Source organism: Alistipes provencensis, from assembly GCF_900083545.1.
In the GTDB taxonomy this organism is placed as follows: domain Bacteria; phylum Bacteroidota; class Bacteroidia; order Bacteroidales; family Rikenellaceae; genus Alistipes; species Alistipes provencensis.
This window is the reverse complement of sequence record NZ_LT559262.1, coordinates 1,030,804-1,047,280: the sequence shown is the minus strand read 5'-3', so window position 1 is coordinate 1,047,280 and position 16,477 is coordinate 1,030,804. Positions and strand designations below refer to the sequence as shown.

General features: G+C 59.4%; 11 protein-coding genes. 3 read left to right on the top strand and 8 right to left on the bottom strand.

Annotation, left to right across the window (positions count from 1 at the left end):
* Window positions 1–79: 79 nt before the first annotated feature.
* A complete protein-coding gene (locus tag BN5935_RS04125) occupies window positions 80–1,336 on the top strand; it encodes an LruC domain-containing protein (RefSeq protein WP_064974986.1) in 1,257 nt (418 codons plus the stop codon).
* Between the two features lie 56 nt (window positions 1,337–1,392).
* On the opposite strand, the gene BN5935_RS04120 is transcribed toward BN5935_RS04125, so the two are convergent.
* Genes BN5935_RS04120 through BN5935_RS04085 form a run of 8 tightly spaced genes read right to left on the bottom strand, consistent with a single transcriptional unit; the run spans window position 1,393 to window position 10,717 of the window.
* Window positions 1,393–2,514 (bottom strand): glycosyltransferase family 4 protein, encoded by a 1,122-nt coding sequence (locus BN5935_RS04120; RefSeq protein ID WP_064974985.1) that lies wholly within the window; start codon window positions 2,512–2,514, stop codon window positions 1,393–1,395.
* Entirely contained in the window at window positions 2,511–3,704 is a 1,194-nt protein-coding gene (locus BN5935_RS04115; RefSeq protein ID WP_064974984.1) for a glycosyltransferase family 2 protein, read from the bottom strand. The genes BN5935_RS04120 and BN5935_RS04115 overlap by 4 nt, the downstream gene beginning before the upstream one ends.
* On the bottom strand, window positions 3,701–4,591 hold the full coding sequence (locus BN5935_RS04110; protein WP_064974983.1) for a glycosyltransferase family 2 protein: 891 nt from the start codon (window positions 4,589–4,591) through the stop codon (window positions 3,701–3,703). The genes BN5935_RS04115 and BN5935_RS04110 overlap by 4 nt, the downstream gene beginning before the upstream one ends.
* 1 nt (window position 4,592) lies before the next feature.
* Complete coding sequence (locus BN5935_RS04105; protein WP_064974982.1) at window positions 4,593–6,137, bottom strand: O-antigen ligase family protein; 1,545 nt, start codon at window positions 6,135–6,137, stop codon at window positions 4,593–4,595.
* Window positions 6,138–6,161: 24 nt separating this feature from the next.
* Complete coding sequence (locus BN5935_RS04100) at window positions 6,162–8,351, bottom strand: GumC family protein (RefSeq protein ID WP_064974981.1); 2,190 nt, start codon at window positions 8,349–8,351, stop codon at window positions 6,162–6,164.
* 12 nt (window positions 8,352–8,363) lie between these two features.
* Complete coding sequence (locus BN5935_RS04095) at window positions 8,364–9,176, bottom strand: TolC family protein (protein WP_064974980.1); 813 nt, start codon at window positions 9,174–9,176, stop codon at window positions 8,364–8,366.
* A gap of 3 nt (window positions 9,177–9,179) precedes the next feature.
* Complete coding sequence (locus tag BN5935_RS15680; RefSeq protein ID WP_064974979.1) at window positions 9,180–10,352, bottom strand: sugar transferase; 1,173 nt, start codon at window positions 10,350–10,352, stop codon at window positions 9,180–9,182.
* Entirely contained in the window at window positions 10,349–10,717 is a 369-nt protein-coding gene (locus BN5935_RS04085) for a response regulator (RefSeq protein WP_064974978.1), read from the bottom strand. Before BN5935_RS04085 ends, BN5935_RS15680 begins: the two co-directional genes overlap by 4 nt.
* A 370-nt stretch (window positions 10,718–11,087) precedes the next feature.
* Here BN5935_RS04085 and BN5935_RS04080 point away from each other — a divergent pair, with 370 nt between their 5' ends.
* Together BN5935_RS04080 and BN5935_RS15490 are read left to right on the top strand one after the other, a co-directional pair.
* Entirely contained in the window at window positions 11,088–13,052 is a 1,965-nt protein-coding gene (locus BN5935_RS04080; RefSeq protein ID WP_064974977.1) for a sensor histidine kinase, read from the top strand.
* A 1,669-nt stretch (window positions 13,053–14,721) separates the two neighbouring features.
* The gene (locus BN5935_RS15490; RefSeq protein WP_235821004.1) at window positions 14,722–16,470 is read left to right on the top strand and encodes a glucosidase family protein; all 1,749 of its coding nucleotides are present in this window, start codon (window positions 14,722–14,724) and stop codon (window positions 16,468–16,470) included.
* The last annotated feature ends 7 nt before the right edge of the window (window positions 16,471–16,477 follow it).

The window sequence follows — 16,477 nt, the reverse complement described above, 5'->3', positions numbered from 1 at the left end:
TTTTTGTTATAAGAAAGGATGAATATGATAAAAATTGGAAAATAATATTTAACTTTGTCTCGTCATAAAACTTCACTCCATGAAAAGAATCATTCTGGCCGTTTGCGGAGCGGTCGTTTTCGCAGGATGCGTCGACCGCATTTCGGATGTAAAGGGGCCCGGAACTCCGGAGGCACCTTTGGAAACTAAAAGTCTTGCGGTCCCCGCCTCTTTCGACTGGAAGACCACGGGTGCTGTCGAATGTGACGTCACCGCTGCGGTTCCGGCCGTGGTTTCCGTGGCGTTCGCTTCCGGCGAGGAGCCTTTCGCTTCGTTCGCCGTCGGCGACGATGCCGAAAAGGTCGTGCTCGACATTCCCGCGTCGACCGGTTCGCTCTATGTCAGCTACCGAAAGGCCGACGGCAGTCAGGTTGGAAAAACCGTCGCTGTGTCGAACGGCAAAATATCGTTCGCTATCGGGGCCGATGCGGCTCCGGCAGCCATGACCCGCGGCGGCGGCAACGACTATGACAAGGTGATTTATGTGCCGGCCATCCGGGGCGGCTGGGGAACGCTGATGTTCGAGGACCTTTGGCCCGCTTACGGCGACTACGACTTCAACGATTTCGTCCTGAACTACAAGATACAGCTCTACGCCAACAACAAGAACATGGTTCGGTGGATGCAGATCGGCGTGCGCGTGAAGGCCATCGGCGGCACGCTTCCCTATACGCCTCATCTGCGGATGAAGGGCGTCAAGGGCGGTGAGATCGCGGAGATCGAGGACCTGTCGCGGGAAGCGGGCTACGGAGGCATGAATGTCCCTGACGATGCGGAACTTGTCCAGCTCAATCCCGGCAACAATGTCAAGGATCCCGCGGTGCTGGAGTTCCGGGGAATCAGTACGAAGAAACACGCTCCCGTGGGTTCGGCCTACCTCAATACGGAACGCGGACAGGAGATGGCGGACGACGATCTGATCACGGTGGTCTATTTCATCGAACTCCGCAATTCGGTGGCGCAGTCCGGGCTGACGTTCGACTCGTTCGATTTCTTCCTGTCCGATGCTGACGGCAAGGAGATCCACTTCGGCGGTGTGGAGCCTACTGCGGCGGGCATGGCGGTTTACGAGCGCGAGAGCAAGAATGCCAATACGGTCAAGGCTCCGACGTTCTACTATTCGAACGACCGGATGGTCTGGGCGATCAATATTCCCGAAAATATCCCCCATGCCTATGAGGATATCGATTTCCTGAAAGCTTATCCCGATTTTGCCGAGTGGGTGCAGTCGGGCGGCAATGCTGCGAAGGATTGGTATGAGCATGGGGAGAAAGCGAATCTGGTGAGCCGGAAATAGCCGGACCGCGCAGGAAGAATTGAAAAGGGGGACGATTTCGAATCGTCCCCCTTATTTTATTGTCCGGCCAGTTCGCGGTAGAGCGCCAGCAGTTTCCGGGCCGTCTGTTCCCACGAGAAGAGCTTCACCCGCTCCAGCCCGTAGGCGATCGTTTCCGTCCGGAAGGCGTCGTCGGTCTCGAGCCGCAGGAGGGCGCCGGCTATGGCCTCCGGCGAGGTCGGGTCGACGAGAATGGCCCCCTCGCCCGCGATCTCGGGAATGGCCGAGGTGTTCGACGTCACCACGGGCGTCCCGCAGGCCATCGCCTCGAGCTGGGGAATGCCGAAACTCTCGCGCAGCGAGGTGTAGAGGAATGCCGAGGCGCCGTTGTAGACGGCCGGGAGGTCGCCGTTGGGGATATATCCCGGCAGGCGGAGACGCTCCATCAGTTCCGGCTGGCCGATCTGCTGTAAAATCGACTCCGCGGCCTGCACCGTGAGGTCCGCGACCAGCAGCGGCAGCGGATGTTCCGAGCGGCGCACATATTCGGCATAGGCGCGGAGCGTTCCCGGAGTGTTCTTCTTGGGGTCGGTGTTGCCGAGGAAGAAGAGGTATTCCGCATCGGGCAGGTAGCGCTTGGTGACCTCCGCCGTGTCGTCCATCGGCCGGAACCGGGGATTGTAGCCGTTGTGGATGGCCATGATCCGTTCGGGGTCGAGGCCGAGGGCCGTGCGGATGCGGTCGCATTCGAACTGCGACACGGTGATGATTCGGCGGCATTTGGGCAGGATGCGCGGCACCACCAGACGGCGGTACTGGCGTCCTAACGACTGGTAGAGCGACGAGTTGCGTCCGGCCTGCTTCTCGAGGAAGATGATGTCGTGGAGCGTTACCACCAGCGGCGTCGATCCCCACACCGGGGCGGTGTTGCTCGTGCAGTGCAGCAGGTCGGGCTTCACGCGCGCCACGGCCCGCGGCAGGGCCCACTGCTCCCACAGCGGATACGACGGACAGCGGAGCGTGACGATGTGCACGTTGGGCGTCTCCTCGAGGCAGCGGTCGGGACCGTCGCCCACGAAGATGAAGTACTCGTTCTCGGTGTCGAGCCGTTGCAGGCAGCGGATGGTTTCGAGCGCCACGAAGTCCATGCCGTGTTTGTTGGGGCGGAAGATGCGCTGCGCTTCGATGGCTATTTTCATGCGTTCGGGTCTGTTTTATCCGGTGCGGAGTCGGCTGCGCCGGTGTGTTGGGTATGGATGAACTTATCCTTGGTTCCGCCGAGGCGGAAGAGGTTGGCGGCCGTGAGCAGCACCAGCACCGGAACGCGGCGCAGGGCGCGGCCCAGCTTGGCGTCGGTCTGCGCGTCGGGCAGGGCCATGGCCAGTGCGAAGAGCATCAGCACGAGGGCGATCCACCATTTGACGGAACCCCACGGGTCGAGGAAGGTCATTACGACGGCCCACAGCGGTACGAGGCCGATGAGCAGCATCCGCGGGGGCAGGCACCATTGCAGCAGCTTGTCGCAGTAGTCGAAATTCCCCGAAAAGAGGGCTCCGGGGAGGTTCTTCACCGCCGAGCCGAGGGCATAGAACTGTGCCGCGATCCACCGCCGCCGCTGGTTGTAGTAAGCCTCCTCGCCCTGCACCTTTTCGTCCAGCACCTCCACGTCGTCCAGATAGTCGATATAGATGCGCTCCTGCAGGAGCAGCGCTTCGAGCTCCTTGTCCTCGCCGGCGGTGACGCACCGGCGGATGTTGGCGCAGAACCAGTCGTAGCGGAACGCCATGCCCGAGCCGATCAGCGCCGAGGAAAATCCCAGCGCCACATGTCCGCGGCGGAAGATCGAGTTGTTGATCTCCTCGCCCGCGGCGTCGAGCACCGCGGTGTCCGTGTCGCGGTTCTTGGCCGTGCGGTGCGCCTGTACGGCCTCCACACCCGCGTCGAAGACTTCGTTGAGGCGCGCGATGAACTCCCCGCCCACGAGGTTGTCGGCGTCGAGGATCGCCACGGCATCGGCCGCCTCGGGCCCCAGCTCCTCGACGGCGGCAGTCAGGGCCTTGGCTTTCGAACTGTTCTCGAACGTCACCTCGATCACTGTCAGGGACAGTTTGCGCAGCTCTCCGAGCGTTGCGGGCTGTAACTGGTCGGCGATCACCGCCACGCGGTGCAATCCCTCGGGATACTCCTGTGCCAGTGCCGCCTGCGCCGTGCGGACGACGACCGCGTCGGCTTTGTAGGCAGGGATCAGCGTCACGAAACGACGCTGTTTCCGGGCCGGAGGATAGGGCTCCCGCCTCCGCTGCATCGAGAACGCCGCGAAGACGAACAGATAGAGCACCGGGAGCAGCAGCGCGAAGATGAAGATCCAGTCTATGATGTTCACTATCATTCTTTTCCTGTTTTATGTCGCAGAAAATCCCGCGCACCGCGCAGGACGGCCGCCGCCAAATCCCTGCGGCCGTGCAGCAGCGACGTGAGGACGCTTTTGGGAAGCGCCACCCCCAGTTGATAGACGACCGAGAGCCGTTGTGCGGCTCCGCGGCGGTTGCGGCGGGCGAACAGCAGGCGGTTGCGCGTGAGGTAATAGCTCCGCAGCGGACTCTGGCGGCCCGTGGTGGCGCTCTCCTTGTGGAATACCGTGGCCCGCGGGTCGTAGGCGATGCGGTAACCTGCCTCGCGGATGCGCACCGACCAGTCCAGCTCCTCGTAATAGAGGAAGTACGCTTCGGGCATCATTCCCGCCCGTTCGACGGCTTCGCGCCGCACCATCATCGCCGCGCCGTGGGCATAGGGCGTGTCGTGCGGAGTGTCGAACCGCCCGTTGTCCGGTTCGCCGAACCCGATGAGGGCGTTGCGCAGGGTGATGCGCGTCAGGGGCGTGTATCCCGCGAACTGGATGGCCTGCGGAGGCTCATGGAAACGGATTTTGGGACAGACGGCCCCGATCGCTGGGTCGGCGTCGAGCGTGTCGCAGAGGTGGTGCAGCGTGTCGTCCGCGACCTCCGTGTCGTTGTTGAGCAGCAGCAGGCAGTCGCCCGTCGCGGCCCGGATGCCGAGGTTGTTGCCTCCGGCGAAGCCGAGGTTTTCCTGACTCCGTATGGCAATTATCTCGGGATAGCGTTCCTGCAGCATCGCCGCCTCGTCCCGTTCCGAACCGTTGTCCACGACGACGATCTCCATCGGCGTCGTGACGTGGCGCCGCAGCGAGTTGATCATCGCCGTGGTGACCGCGAAGCCGTTGTAGTTGACCGATATGACCGATATGCGTGCCTTCATGTCATTGTTGTTTGGCCATTGCCGACGGAAGCGCCGATGTCCTGTGCGGCCGCACGGCAAGCAGGTTTTTGGCAGGGATCGTATGTTCGGCTTCCTCGGCTTCCGCCAGTTCCTTGTCGAAACGCGGCGAGAGGAAGATGAAGGCCATGCTCATGTAGATAATGGCGCCCGTGGGAATCTGTCCCAGCACTTCGTTGGCGTAGGCCATCACCACGACGCCCGCGATGCCGGCCGTCAGCGCCGCGACGAATCCTTTGAGCTGGGTGTTCCGGAGCCTGAAAAAGACCAGCCATGCGCCTCTTCCGAGGACGTATAGCAGGATGCCGACGTGCAGCAGCAGCCCTACGATGCCCGTTTCGACCCAGATCATCACGAACCACGAGTCGGTGGGTATCTGCGACAGCGGTGCATCGGGGGCGAAGACCTTGGCCTTGCCGCCGCCGTGCCCCAGTCCCGCGCCGAAGGGTTTGCCGCGCATCAGTTCGCGCAGCCGGGCCTGATTGTCCAGACGCACCTGAAACGAGGCGTCCTCGGTGTTGAAGGCGCTCCGGGCGCGCCGGATGATGGGGTTGCCCTGACCGATGGTCGTGAATTTCAGGAAGCAGAAGGCCATGATAATCAGGAACACGCCCGCCACGACCATCCGGAAATTCCGCGACAGCATCACGAAGACGGCATATCCGGCGAAGGGTACGGCCAGCGCGCTGCGCGTGCCGGAGATCAGCATGCCGTAGCAGGCCGCCGCGGCCACCGTCAGCATGTAGACCTTCATCCACGGATTGCGGTAATAGAGCGCCGAGATCGAGAAGACCACCATCGCCAGCCCCATGCCGGCGCCGAAGTTCGCGGCGTCGCTGTAGAGCGAGAAGTAGCGCACGCCGGTGTAGATGATGTGGGTCGTGGCGCCTCCCTCGACGAAGAGCCAGTAGTTCTCCGCGGCGTTGAACCCGAGGTATTTCTGGGCGAGGGCTTTCCCGACGGCGATCAGCGTCAGCACCGACCACACGGCCAGCATCTGTTTCAGGTATTTGTAGCGGGCCATCGTGAGCTGCGTGAGCACCACGATCAGGAAGAAATAGAACGCCAGCGAACGGATGGCCATGGTCCACCCTTTGGGCGAAATGCTCTGGGGGTTGAAGAGCTCCAGCACGCAGTAGATCATCCAGATCGCGGCGGCGAGGGTCAGCCCCGTTTTGGCACACCGCCACTCGACCCGGTGCACGAGGGCCTGCAGGATGAGCATCGCCAGATTGAAGAACAGCGCGGCGTCGAGGATCACGCCGACCGGCGCTCCGTGGAGGAACTCGCGGCCGAGGTACATGATGAAGTAGTTGAGGACCAGCATTCCCAGCATCGAGAACGCGGGGTTGCGCATCGACAGCCACAGGATGCAAAGTCCCGAGGGCAGCATGGCGATCGCGGCCCCCGCCGGCAGCCCGAAGTGGGTGAAGGCGTAGGCGATGGCCGCCACGCCTCCGGCGAGCACCAGTGTCACGAGTGCGCGCGAAATGCTCAGCGGAGCGGTTATGTTGCCGGTAAGCTGCATCGGGTTACGGATATTCGGGGCGGATTATTTGACCGCCGTGAAACCGAACTGACTGATCTGGTAGCCCAGTTTGCGCAGGCGGGTGTAGGGCGGGAGCAGGCCCGTGAAGGTCTGCACGACGTCGCGCCCCGCGCAGTTGAGCAGCAGCGCCGTGGGCGCTTCGCCGGCCATCTCGACGCTCTTTTCATAGAGCAGTTGGTCGGTCTCCTTCCATGTGCGGTTGGCCGGGGCCACCATGATGTTGAGCGCGGCGTTTTGCAGCAGCTCTTTCGAGATGGCGCTGTCGTCCAGCGGCGGGTATTCCACGATCACCACGTCGGCTTCGGCCAGCGGCGTTTCGCCTTCGGTGTCGTGCACGAACTCCTCCAGCCGCGAGGCCAGCAGGAAATCCTTCTGATGGGAGTCGAAATCCTTGTTCCACGAGGCGATGCGGACCTTCATGCCCGTTTCGCGCAGATAAGCCGCCAGATGCTCGGCGAGCGTCGACTTGCCGTCGCCCTGCTCCGTGGAGAGAATGTTCAGCACGTTGGGCCGCTTCCGGGGATCGAAATAGTTGAGCACGGCATTGCCCATGAACCGCGAGGCGATCTCGCGGTACTGCCGGGCGAAGCGCCGTTCGCCGAAGCGTCCCGGGCCCGGGAAGGCCCCGATGACCTTGCCGCCGGTGATGCGCTCCGCACGGATCTTGTCGCGCAGCGTGCGGTCGAGCAGTTCGAGCAGGATGAAGAAGCCGAGGATAAAGACGGCCGTGACGAAGAACGCCGCGGCGACCATCATCTTGCGCTTGGTCGGCTCGGCCGAGATGGGCAGCACGGGCGGGTTGATGATTTTGAGCGTCGCCGAGGTCATCTGCAGGTTTTTCTGGCGCAGGCGGGCCGTGTTGAGGGCCTGCAGCATGGCGAGGTACGACTGCTCGGTGAAGCTGATCAGGCGGTTCTTGCGCTTGAGCGTCGAACCGACCGGAGCGTACTGCACATAGCGGTCGTCGAGCGACTTTTTCCACTCGTTCACCACCTCCATTTCGGCCTGCGACTTGGTCGAGAGCAGCACGGCGTCGAGCCATTGCTGGATGAGCGACCCCGTGGCGATACCCTCTTTGGTGTACTGCTGGCTGGCGATGGCCGAGGTGAGGTTGCGCAGGCTGTCGGTCTCGCGGTTCATCTGCACCTGCAGCCGGCTCACGTCGACGGGCTCCCGGACGGGCTGGCGGCCCGATGCGGGGTCGGGAATGAACGCCTCGGCGGCTGTGATCTGGGCTTGGAGATCGCCGATCTTGTGCAGTTGTTCGACGAATGCGGCGTTGTTGCGGAAGATCTGCAGGTCCTCGAGCTGTGCCTCGATCTTCCGGCGCAGCGACTCCGAACTGTTGAGGTTCAGACGTGTCTCCTCGTAGCGCAGCTCGAAGTCGCGCGAGAGGATGGCGATGTGCTTGGTCTGCTCGTCGTAGTTGATGATGAGGTTTTCGACGCTGTAATCGCGCAGCGAATCCTCCTGTTCGCGCAGTTCGCTGCCCACGCGGGCCAGCTCCTGTTCGAAGAACCGGATAACGTCGTTGGTCTCGCCGAAACGCAGCTCCTTGTACTGTTCGACGAACTCGTCGTTGAGCAGTTCCAGCGTGTTGTAGACCACCCCGGGATCGTCGTTCTCATAGCTTATTTCGAGCATGTCGCTGTTGGCGATGCGGCGGACCTCGATGCGGCTCAGCGCTTGGTAGCTGTAGTAGCGGTGGGTCCAGTGGAACAGTCCGTAGACGTGGTTGCCGTGCTCGGCGACCTCGTAGTCGAGGAGGTTGCGGAACGTCTTGTCCTCGCTCGTGCGGTCGATCAGGTCGAGCACCTCCTGCGGCGTGTGGGACACCTCGCTGCGGTAGTTGCGGGCGTAGATGTAGTTGTTGTCCTCATCCGGGTTGCCGTACGCCATGTTCCGGGCGTAGAGACGCAGCGAAACGTTGTGCAGCGTCGACTGCGACTTGATGATGTTGATGAGGTTGTCCATCGCGTTGTTGATGATGTTCCAGTCCTGACGCGAACCCTCGCCGTTCTCGAGGTCGTAACCCGAGACGATGCCCGTATAAATGGTCGTGGTCGAGCGGTAATAGCGGGACTGGCGCCCCATGTAGATGTAAACCAGCAGCGCGACCAGCACCGGGCAGACGATCAGCCACCACTTGATGCGGAAGAGGAATTTCAGGATATAGGCGATGTATGTTGTCATAAGCGCGGCGGTTTAACGGGTGGAATTGGTCGGCTGGCTGATGATCGGGGTCTTCGAGAGCACCTCCAGTTGCAGCAGGGCCTTGTTGAGCAGCGAACGGGTCTGTTCGTACTCCCTGACGGCCGAACTCTCGATGCTTTTCTGACGGCTGAGCGTCTGGGCGTCGATCTTACCGTTCACGAAGTCCGATTCGGCGGCGATGTACTGGGCCTTGGCGGCCACCATCGACCGGGCCGAGGACTCCAGCAGCGAGAGGTTCTCGACGGCCGAGGTGTATGCCTCGATGATCTTCAGGCAGATTTCGTCGTACCAACTGTTCATCTCGTACTCGATGCTTTCGAGCCGCTTGCGCTGCTGCTTGATGCGGTTGCGGCGGTTGAAAATCTCGTCGAGCGGCAGCGAGATGCCCGCGCCTACGGTCCACCACGCTTGGGTGGTTCCCGTGACGTTTTGGATGATCGGGAGGTTTATATCCTGATATATCTGGCTGTTGACGTCCGTCGAGCCATAGCTGTACTGGGCGTTGAGCTTGATGTTCTTGAGCCATGAACGGCGCAGGGTCTTGATCTCGCGCTCCTCCTGTTCCTTGGTCGACGCGAACTGGTTGACCTGCGGCGACCGCTCGCGGGCGTTTTCCAGCAGGACGTACAGCGGCGGCAGATGGAGGTTGATATAGGTTTCGGCCGACATGCGCGCCAGATCGGTATAGTTCGTATGAGGCGTTGCAGCCGGAAGGCTGTCGGCGGCGGCCTGCGAAGCCGGAGCCTGAGCCCGGAGCAGGACCGGGAGCGTCAGCAGGACGGGGAGGAGCAGGATCTTTTTCATAGTCTAAACGTTTTCTTTCTGGATGAATGCCGTGAACGTCCGTAAAATTATTTTCAGGTCGAGCCACGGGGACATCTCCCGGGCGTAGCGGATGTCGAGCTGTTTGCGCTGCTCGGGCGAGAGCTTGCCGGCGTGTCCGCGTTTTTCGACCTGCCACAGCCCCGTGAGGCCCGAGGGGCACATGAAGCGTTCGATATACTCGTCGCTGGTCAGGCGCTCGGCCTCGTAGAGCGGCAGCGGGCGGTTGCCCACCACCGACATGTCGCCGCGCAGGATATTGAACAACTGCGGCAGTTCGTCGATGCTGTATTTGCGCAGGAAGCGTCCCAGCCGCGTGATGCGCGGGTCGTTCTCGATCTTCACGAATGCGTTTTCCTGCTCGGTTTCCACGATCTGGTGGTGTTCCTCCTCGGGAATGGCGAAGTCGTCGGCGAACAGCATGCCGTTTTCCATGTCGGCGAGCAGTTTCTTCATCTCCTCCTCGTCGAGCGATATCTTTGCGGCGTCGGCGTCGGGTTCCTCCTCCGCGGCATACTGGTTCAGGTCGCTCAGTTCCTTGAGCCGGCGGTCGGCATCGCTGCGCATCGAACGGAATTTCAGGAAGTCGAAGACCCGGTAGTTGCTCCCCACGCGCTTCGATTTGTAGATCACCGGCCCCGGGCTGTCGAGTCTGACGGCAATGGCCACGACAAGCAGCAGCGGCGAGAGTACGACGATCGCTCCGAGCGACGCCACGATGTCGAACGTGCGTTTCCAGAGCGGCATGCGGAACATCTTCACCTCCCCGCCTTGTTCGGTCGCCGGCTTGTGCGAGAACGAGTAATCGGTGATGAACTGCACCGTGCGGAGGAAATCCTCCGCGGTGATGTCGCCCGTCACGGCGCTGTTGACCCCGGCGCGCAGGTAACTGCGGCGCTGTGTGTCCTCGAGCGGTGCCGAGGCGATCAGGATGATTCCCGTTCCGGGAAACCGTGACCGCAGGAAGCGGATGTTGCCGCTGTCGGTCTCGGTGTCGCGCTGTTCGTAAAGGATTACGGCATGGTCGGCATGCAGGGCCGTCAGGGCCTGCGCCGCGGACCTGATGTCGGTGACGACGCGCATTTTTCCGCCGGTAAGTTCGGCGAAACGGGCCGTGTGGTCGCCTCTGCCTTTGATATAGATGACCGGGTATTTCAATCCAGAATCTTTTTGATGCGTATTTTGAGCTCCATCGGGTTGAAAGGCTTGACGATGTAGTCCTCGGCGCCCTCTTCCAGCAGGCGGATGCGCTCCGTGGTGCTGTCCTCGCTGGAGAGCATCACGACGGGTATCCCGCGGAACAGCTCGTTGTGTTTGAGGTGGTTCAGGAACTCGTCGCCGCGCATTTCGGGCATGCGGATATCCGAGATGATCAGATCGGGGACATTGCCCTTCTGCATCCATGCGAGTGCTTCGACGGGGTTTTGTTTGTACATGCAATCGTAGTCCCTGTGGAGATATGCATACAGAATTTTGGCGATCTGCTCTTTATCGTCGACAATCAGTATTGATTTCTTGCTCATGTATAAAATGTGTCCGCTCCCGTGCGGGTGTAAATTGTAAATGTGGTAAAAAATTGAAAAGCGGTTATCCCGTCGCTTTTTAATTTTACAAATATAGGTAAAATAATTGGATTATTAACAATTTCGGAGTGATAAGCCCACAAAAACGGTCTGTTTCGATAGATTTTTGTCGGTGAGCGGGTTATTTCCGAAATTTTTGGTATTTTTGTGCCAAACCCCTTGCTCCGTTTTCCAAAAAGTGCTTTTCATCAGGTGTTGCTGCAAAACGAAAGTGGGCGATGAAAGGCCGGATATGATAATCTTCCGGGCGGTCCCTTCGGGCGGAAAATCCGGAAACGGGCCATTTCCGCCGGGAGGTAAAAATGAATCTATGAACCGAAACAACGTGATCAAACCGGGCTGGGTGCTGCTGTGCTTCTGCATGCTGTTGGCGCCCTTGTTCGTTCGTTCGCAGGAGACGCCGGGCCGCGAAAGCATCCTGATCATCTCGTCGTACAATCCCGATACGCGTCGCATGGCGAGTTTCATCACCGAATTCGAACAGCAGATACTGGCCTCGGGCGTACCGTGCGACATCTATATCGAAACGCTCGAGAGCAAGGGTATTGCCGATGCTCCGCTGTGGATGTCGCTGATCGACAATATGATCTCGCGTTACGAGAACCGTTCGCTGCGGGCCATTGTGCTGTTGGGGCAGGAGGCGTGGGCCTCGTTCGTGTCGCTGGGCCGCATTCCCGAGGGAGTCATGTGTTTCAGCGGTTTCGCCAGTTCGAACGGCATCATGCTGCCGGCGCCGCCCGATTCGCTCCAGACGTGGAAGCCCCGTTCGGTCGAGTATCAGGGCATGACCGACAGTCTGAAGACGGTGGGCGGCATGCTCAACCGCTACAACATCCGCCGCAACGTCGACCTGATCCGTTCGTTCTATCCTCAGGTGGAGAACATCGCTCTCATCACGGACAACACCTACGGTGGCATTTCGTTGCAGGCCCTCGTGCGCGAGGAGTGGAAGAACTACCCCGATCTGAACCTGATCCTCGTGGACAGCCGCGAGGGCGACGAGGCGGTGCACGAGACCTACGCTTCGCTGCCGCCCCGTTCGGCCGTGATGCTCGGCACATGGCGCGTGGGCAGCGACGGGGAGTATTTCATGCAGCGTTCGCTGAACGAACTGGTCCAGAGCAACCCCCGTATCCCGGTCTTTTCGATCACCCGCACGAGCATCGGCGACGTGGCCATCGGCGGCTATGTTCCCGAGTATGAGAACGGGGCCTCGCTGATCGCCGCCCAGATCAAGAAGTACTACGATACCGGTAAGATCGAAGGCGTGCAGTTCCATACCAGCAAGAACATCTACCTCTTCGATTCGCGCAAGCTCAAGGACTGGAAGATCGCTGAATACGCCCTTCCGAAGGGCAGTGTCGTGGAGGATGCGATGGCCACCAAGCTCTCGAAATACTCCCACTACATCGAACTGCTCGTGCTGGGTATCCTGCTGCTGGTCGTACTGCTGCTGTTCGTGACGTGGCTGCTGCTGCGCGTGCAGCGGCTCAAGCGCACGCTCGAGGAGCGCGAGGAGCAGTTGGTCGTCGCCCGCGAGAAGGCCGAGGAGTCGGACATGCTCAAATCGGCGTTTCTGGCCAACATGAGCCACGAGATCCGCACGCCGCTCAACGCCATCGTGGGCTTCTCGTCGCTCATGCAGAGCGAGGAGCTGTCGCAGGAGGAGCGCGCCGAGTACTGCGCCATCGTGGTGAACAACTCCGAGATGCTGCTCACGCTGCTGAACGACATCCTCGACATTTCGTCGCTCGAATGCGGCAAGATTCGGTTCAACTATGCTTCGGAGGAGATCGTGCAGATCTGCCAGCATGTGCTGATGACCACGGCCCATACGCGTCAGGAGGGTGTCGAGGGGCGCTTCGATTGCGATGTCGATTCGTTCATGCTCACTACCGACGCCCACCGCCTGTCGCAGATTCTGATCAACCTGCTGACCAATGCCGGCAAATTCACCTCCGAGGGCAGCATCACGCTGGGGGTCCGCATCGACGAGGAGCACAACGAGGTGCTTTTCTCGGTGACCGATACCGGCCCGGGCATCCCGCTCGACAAGCAGGAGATGGTTTTCAACCGTTTCGAGAAACTCGACGGCAACAAGAAGAAAGGCACGGGCTTGGGTCTTGCCATCTGCCGTCAGATCGCCATGATCGTCGGGGGCCGCATCTGGGTCGATCCGACCTATACGGGCGGTGCGCGTTTCATCTTCGCCCATCCCATCGGTCTCGACTCCGGTCGGGAGAACCGCGAGGGGGGGGGGGAATTGACTATCTGAGCAGCGCCAGTCCCTCTTTTTAACCGGTGGACGATATGAATTGAAAAGGGCCCTTGCGGAGAGTGGAATTAAACAGATGTAACGATTCGATAATTCGAGTCGTTACATTTTTGTATAGGAGAATAGGTAACGAGAAGGCAACGGTTTATTTTCAGTCTATTGCGTTCAAATGCCGCATTTCAAATAACCAATTGTAAGAAACATAAAAAGGGCGGTATTTTATCCATGGGTATTACATTTTCTCAAGCATACAAAGTTCTTGTTGAAACGAACTAGAACAAGAAGTATTATTACGGTCAGAATACAAAATGCTCGAACAGTTTATGTGCTAGTTAGGATGAATGAAATGAAGTCGGTTCGGGCAATATGATCGTGTGGATCTGTGGCTTTGTTGATTGACCCTCGAATCCCTTGAACTCGTGCAGCCCAGTAACTATGTGCCGGCTTGAACCTGCCTCTACCCTCCCTTGACAAGCTCTTTCGTTATCAGGGAGAGCGGTATTTACTCACTCGCAACATGAAGGCAGCGTTAGCCGATATCCGTCTGGCTGTAGCGAGATTCGCTGATCTGAAAGGCCATGTCGCCCGAAAACTCGGTGAGCTGACGGTTGTTCTTGTGCCGTAATTTGCTCTTTTGAATAGAAAACGGAGGATTTTGAACGGGATTATCATCCGGAGTGTTTCGACCGCCGTTTATCTTTGCAGTAAATCACCAAATGAAAAAATTATGAGCAGGATACTGTTACGGGTGTGCGTTCTTTTCGGGGCATCTGTATATCTGATGTGTTGGCAGCTTCCGGCACAAACCGGCCGGAATGTCTCCACGATTCGTATTTTGTGGAACAAGTCTGGGATTTCCGGGAATATCGAGGTGCATAACGGGGAATTGTGCCGGATGCAGGTCATAGGCTCGGACCGGGCGGTCAGGGGAGATGGATTCCGTATTGTGGGGCGGCAGTTTCCGGGATTGGAGTTGCAGATTGCCTCTCCGGATTTGGCTCCCGGACCTGAGCCGACGCTGGTGACGGTAAGGACCTCTGCCCATGCCTTTTCTTTTTTCCTCCGGGACGTGCAGGATTCCTGTCCGATCTACCTGCCCTGCTATGGCGCCATTGTCGTTCCTGCGACGGATGGCCGGGATTATGCAGGGATAGAACGCGGGATTCTTTCGCGCGGGCTTTTGACCAAAGCGCAGCGAACCGAGCGGGAACCCGAGGCCGCTTTCGACCGGATAGCACCCTGTACGCGGAACATGAGCGTTCCCATTTGGCTGGGACTGGGCCGGGATATGCGTATGTTCGAGATTACCGAAGAGTTGCAGGACAGCCCTAATGAAGACAAAATCGTTAAGCCCACGATGTCTTCGTCGGCTTTCGGCCTTCCGGAGACGGGCGGCCATCCGCTGTTCTACCGGTATGCTCTGGGGCGGGGTGTCGGGGCACTGAACAATATCCGTCGTTCCTTGGAAGAGGGCGTTTTGCCGATTTATCACTCGGAGATGCGTGATGACGATGTAGTCTATCACTCTATATTGTTCGCCGCACTCGAAAATTCACCTCTTGGTGCCGGCGCTGTGCAGGGAACGCATTTTATGATTTCTGATTCGTATAGCCCGGGCCGGGTTTTTACGGAAACGCAACAAAAACAATTGAAAGAAATCCGTTCGCAGGTGAAGACACCCGCAGAAGAAACGGTGCTTTATTGCCGGACCGAGATACGCAACACGGGGCGTGTGCCCCGGTATGCCTGGGTCAAGGTTCCCGTTCCGGGCGTGGGTGCGGCCTATGGGTTTGAGGGCGGAACGGGCTTTTCCGGATATTCCGGAGAGCGGGTGTTCTGCGTATCCCGGTGGAACGGGTGCCCGATGCCCAATGAGGAGCTGGCGGTCTTGCTGCAGCCGGGCGATACGGCCTGTTTCGAGTTCCGGATGCCCCATTCGCCGATTTCCCGTGCCCGGGCTGAACAGCTTGCCGAAAGACCGTTCGTACAGGTCTTTGAGAACTGCAAGGCTTATTGGAAGGAGCGACTCGCCGTCGCTGCGCAGGTCAGCCTGCCGGAGAAGCGGATCGACGAAATGGTACATGCCGGGTTGTTGCACCTCGACCTGAATACGATCGGCGAGGGCCCCGACAAGCCGCTGGCTGCCAAAGTCGGGGTCTATTCCCCTATCGGGACGGAGAGTGCACCGATTATCCAGTTTTATTGCTCGATGGGGTGGACCGATCTGGCCCGCAGGTCGCTCGATTATTTTATGGCTACGCAGCAGGACAACGGGCAGATCATGAACTATTACGGTTATACGATCGAGACCGGGGCCGTGTTGTGGTGCGTCGGGGAGTATTTTCGATATACCCGTGATACGGTCTGGATCGGGAGAATGCTCTCCCGGTTATTGAAAGCCTGCGAGTTCCTGACCGAATGGCGTGCACGCGACGGCAAAGACGGTTCGGGGATGATCAGCGGGAAAGTGGCCGATCCCGAAGACAGTTACCATCAGTTCATGCTCAATGCCTATGGATATCTGGGCATGAGCCGTATGGCCGAAGTGATGGAGGCATTGGGAAGGCCCGAGGCGGAGGGCCTGCGTGCCGAGGCCGACGATTGGCGGCGTTCGATACGCAAAGCTGCACTGGATAGTTGGGCGACATCGCCCGTTGTGCCGTTGGGTGATGGGACTTGGAGCCCGACGCTTCCACCCTGGACCGAGGCCCCCGGCCCCCGGCTGCTGTATCAGAAACCGGAAAAATTCCGTTCGCACGGAACCTTTACCGCGCCCGATGCGGGTTTGGGGCCTGCATATCTGGTGTTCGGGGAGGTATTCGGACCGGAGGAGTCGCTTTCCCGGATGTTGATGACTTATATCAGAGAGCTGATGTGTCAGGGGAACACGGGTTTCAGCCAGCCCTATTACGGTAAACTGAACTGGTGGATGTTACAAACGGGACAGGCCAAACCGTTCCTCGATGCTTATTATACCACCGTGTCGGCCCATGCCGACCGGGAAACATATAGCTTTTGGGAGCATTTTTATCGTCTGAGCTCCCATAAGACGCATGAGGAGGCCGGATTTCTGATGGAGACCCGCTGGATGCTCTATCAGGAGCAGGGCGATACGCTGAATCTCTTCCGGACAATCCCCAGGGCTTGGCTCGAGACCGGGAAACGGATTGTCCTGAAAGGCGTGCGGAGTTATTTCGGGGCTGTGGATGTGATCGCCGAAGGGTTGAAGGAGGGGCGGATCGAAGCCGTTGTCACTTGTACGGGGGATCGTAAACCGCACCGTGTGGCCGTAAGGCTTCCGCATCCCGGAAATTGCCGGGCAGTGAAAGTTTCCGGCGGTCGCTATCTGCCCGAAACGGAAACGGTGATGGTAGACGATTTCAACGGGTCTGCGCATATAGTTCTGGAATTCGACTAAAATATTC

Bases quoted from the DNA above. Each gene is read 5' to 3' on its own strand.
- BN5935_RS04115 (WP_064974984.1), bottom strand. From the start codon at position 3,704: ATGATAGTGAACATCATAGACTGGATCTTCATCTTCGCGCTGCTGCTC.
- BN5935_RS04125 (WP_064974986.1), top strand. From the start codon at position 80: ATGAAAAGAATCATTCTGGCCGTTTGCGGAGCGGTCGTTTTCGCAGGA.
- BN5935_RS04120 (WP_064974985.1), bottom strand. From the start codon at position 2,514: ATGAAAATAGCCATCGAAGCGCAGCGCATCTTCCGCCCCAACAAACAC.
- BN5935_RS04110 (WP_064974983.1), bottom strand. From the start codon at position 4,591: ATGAAGGCACGCATATCGGTCATATCGGTCAACTACAACGGCTTCGCG.
- BN5935_RS04095 (WP_064974980.1), bottom strand. From the start codon at position 9,176: ATGAAAAAGATCCTGCTCCTCCCCGTCCTGCTGACGCTCCCGGTCCTG.
- BN5935_RS04085 (WP_064974978.1), bottom strand. From the start codon at position 10,717: ATGAGCAAGAAATCAATACTGATTGTCGACGATAAAGAGCAGATCGCC.
- BN5935_RS04100 (WP_064974981.1), bottom strand. From the start codon at position 8,351: ATGACAACATACATCGCCTATATCCTGAAATTCCTCTTCCGCATCAAG.
- BN5935_RS04080 (WP_064974977.1), top strand. From the start codon at position 11,088: ATGAACCGAAACAACGTGATCAAACCGGGCTGGGTGCTGCTGTGCTTC.
- BN5935_RS04105 (WP_064974982.1), bottom strand. From the start codon at position 6,137: ATGCAGCTTACCGGCAACATAACCGCTCCGCTGAGCATTTCGCGCGCA.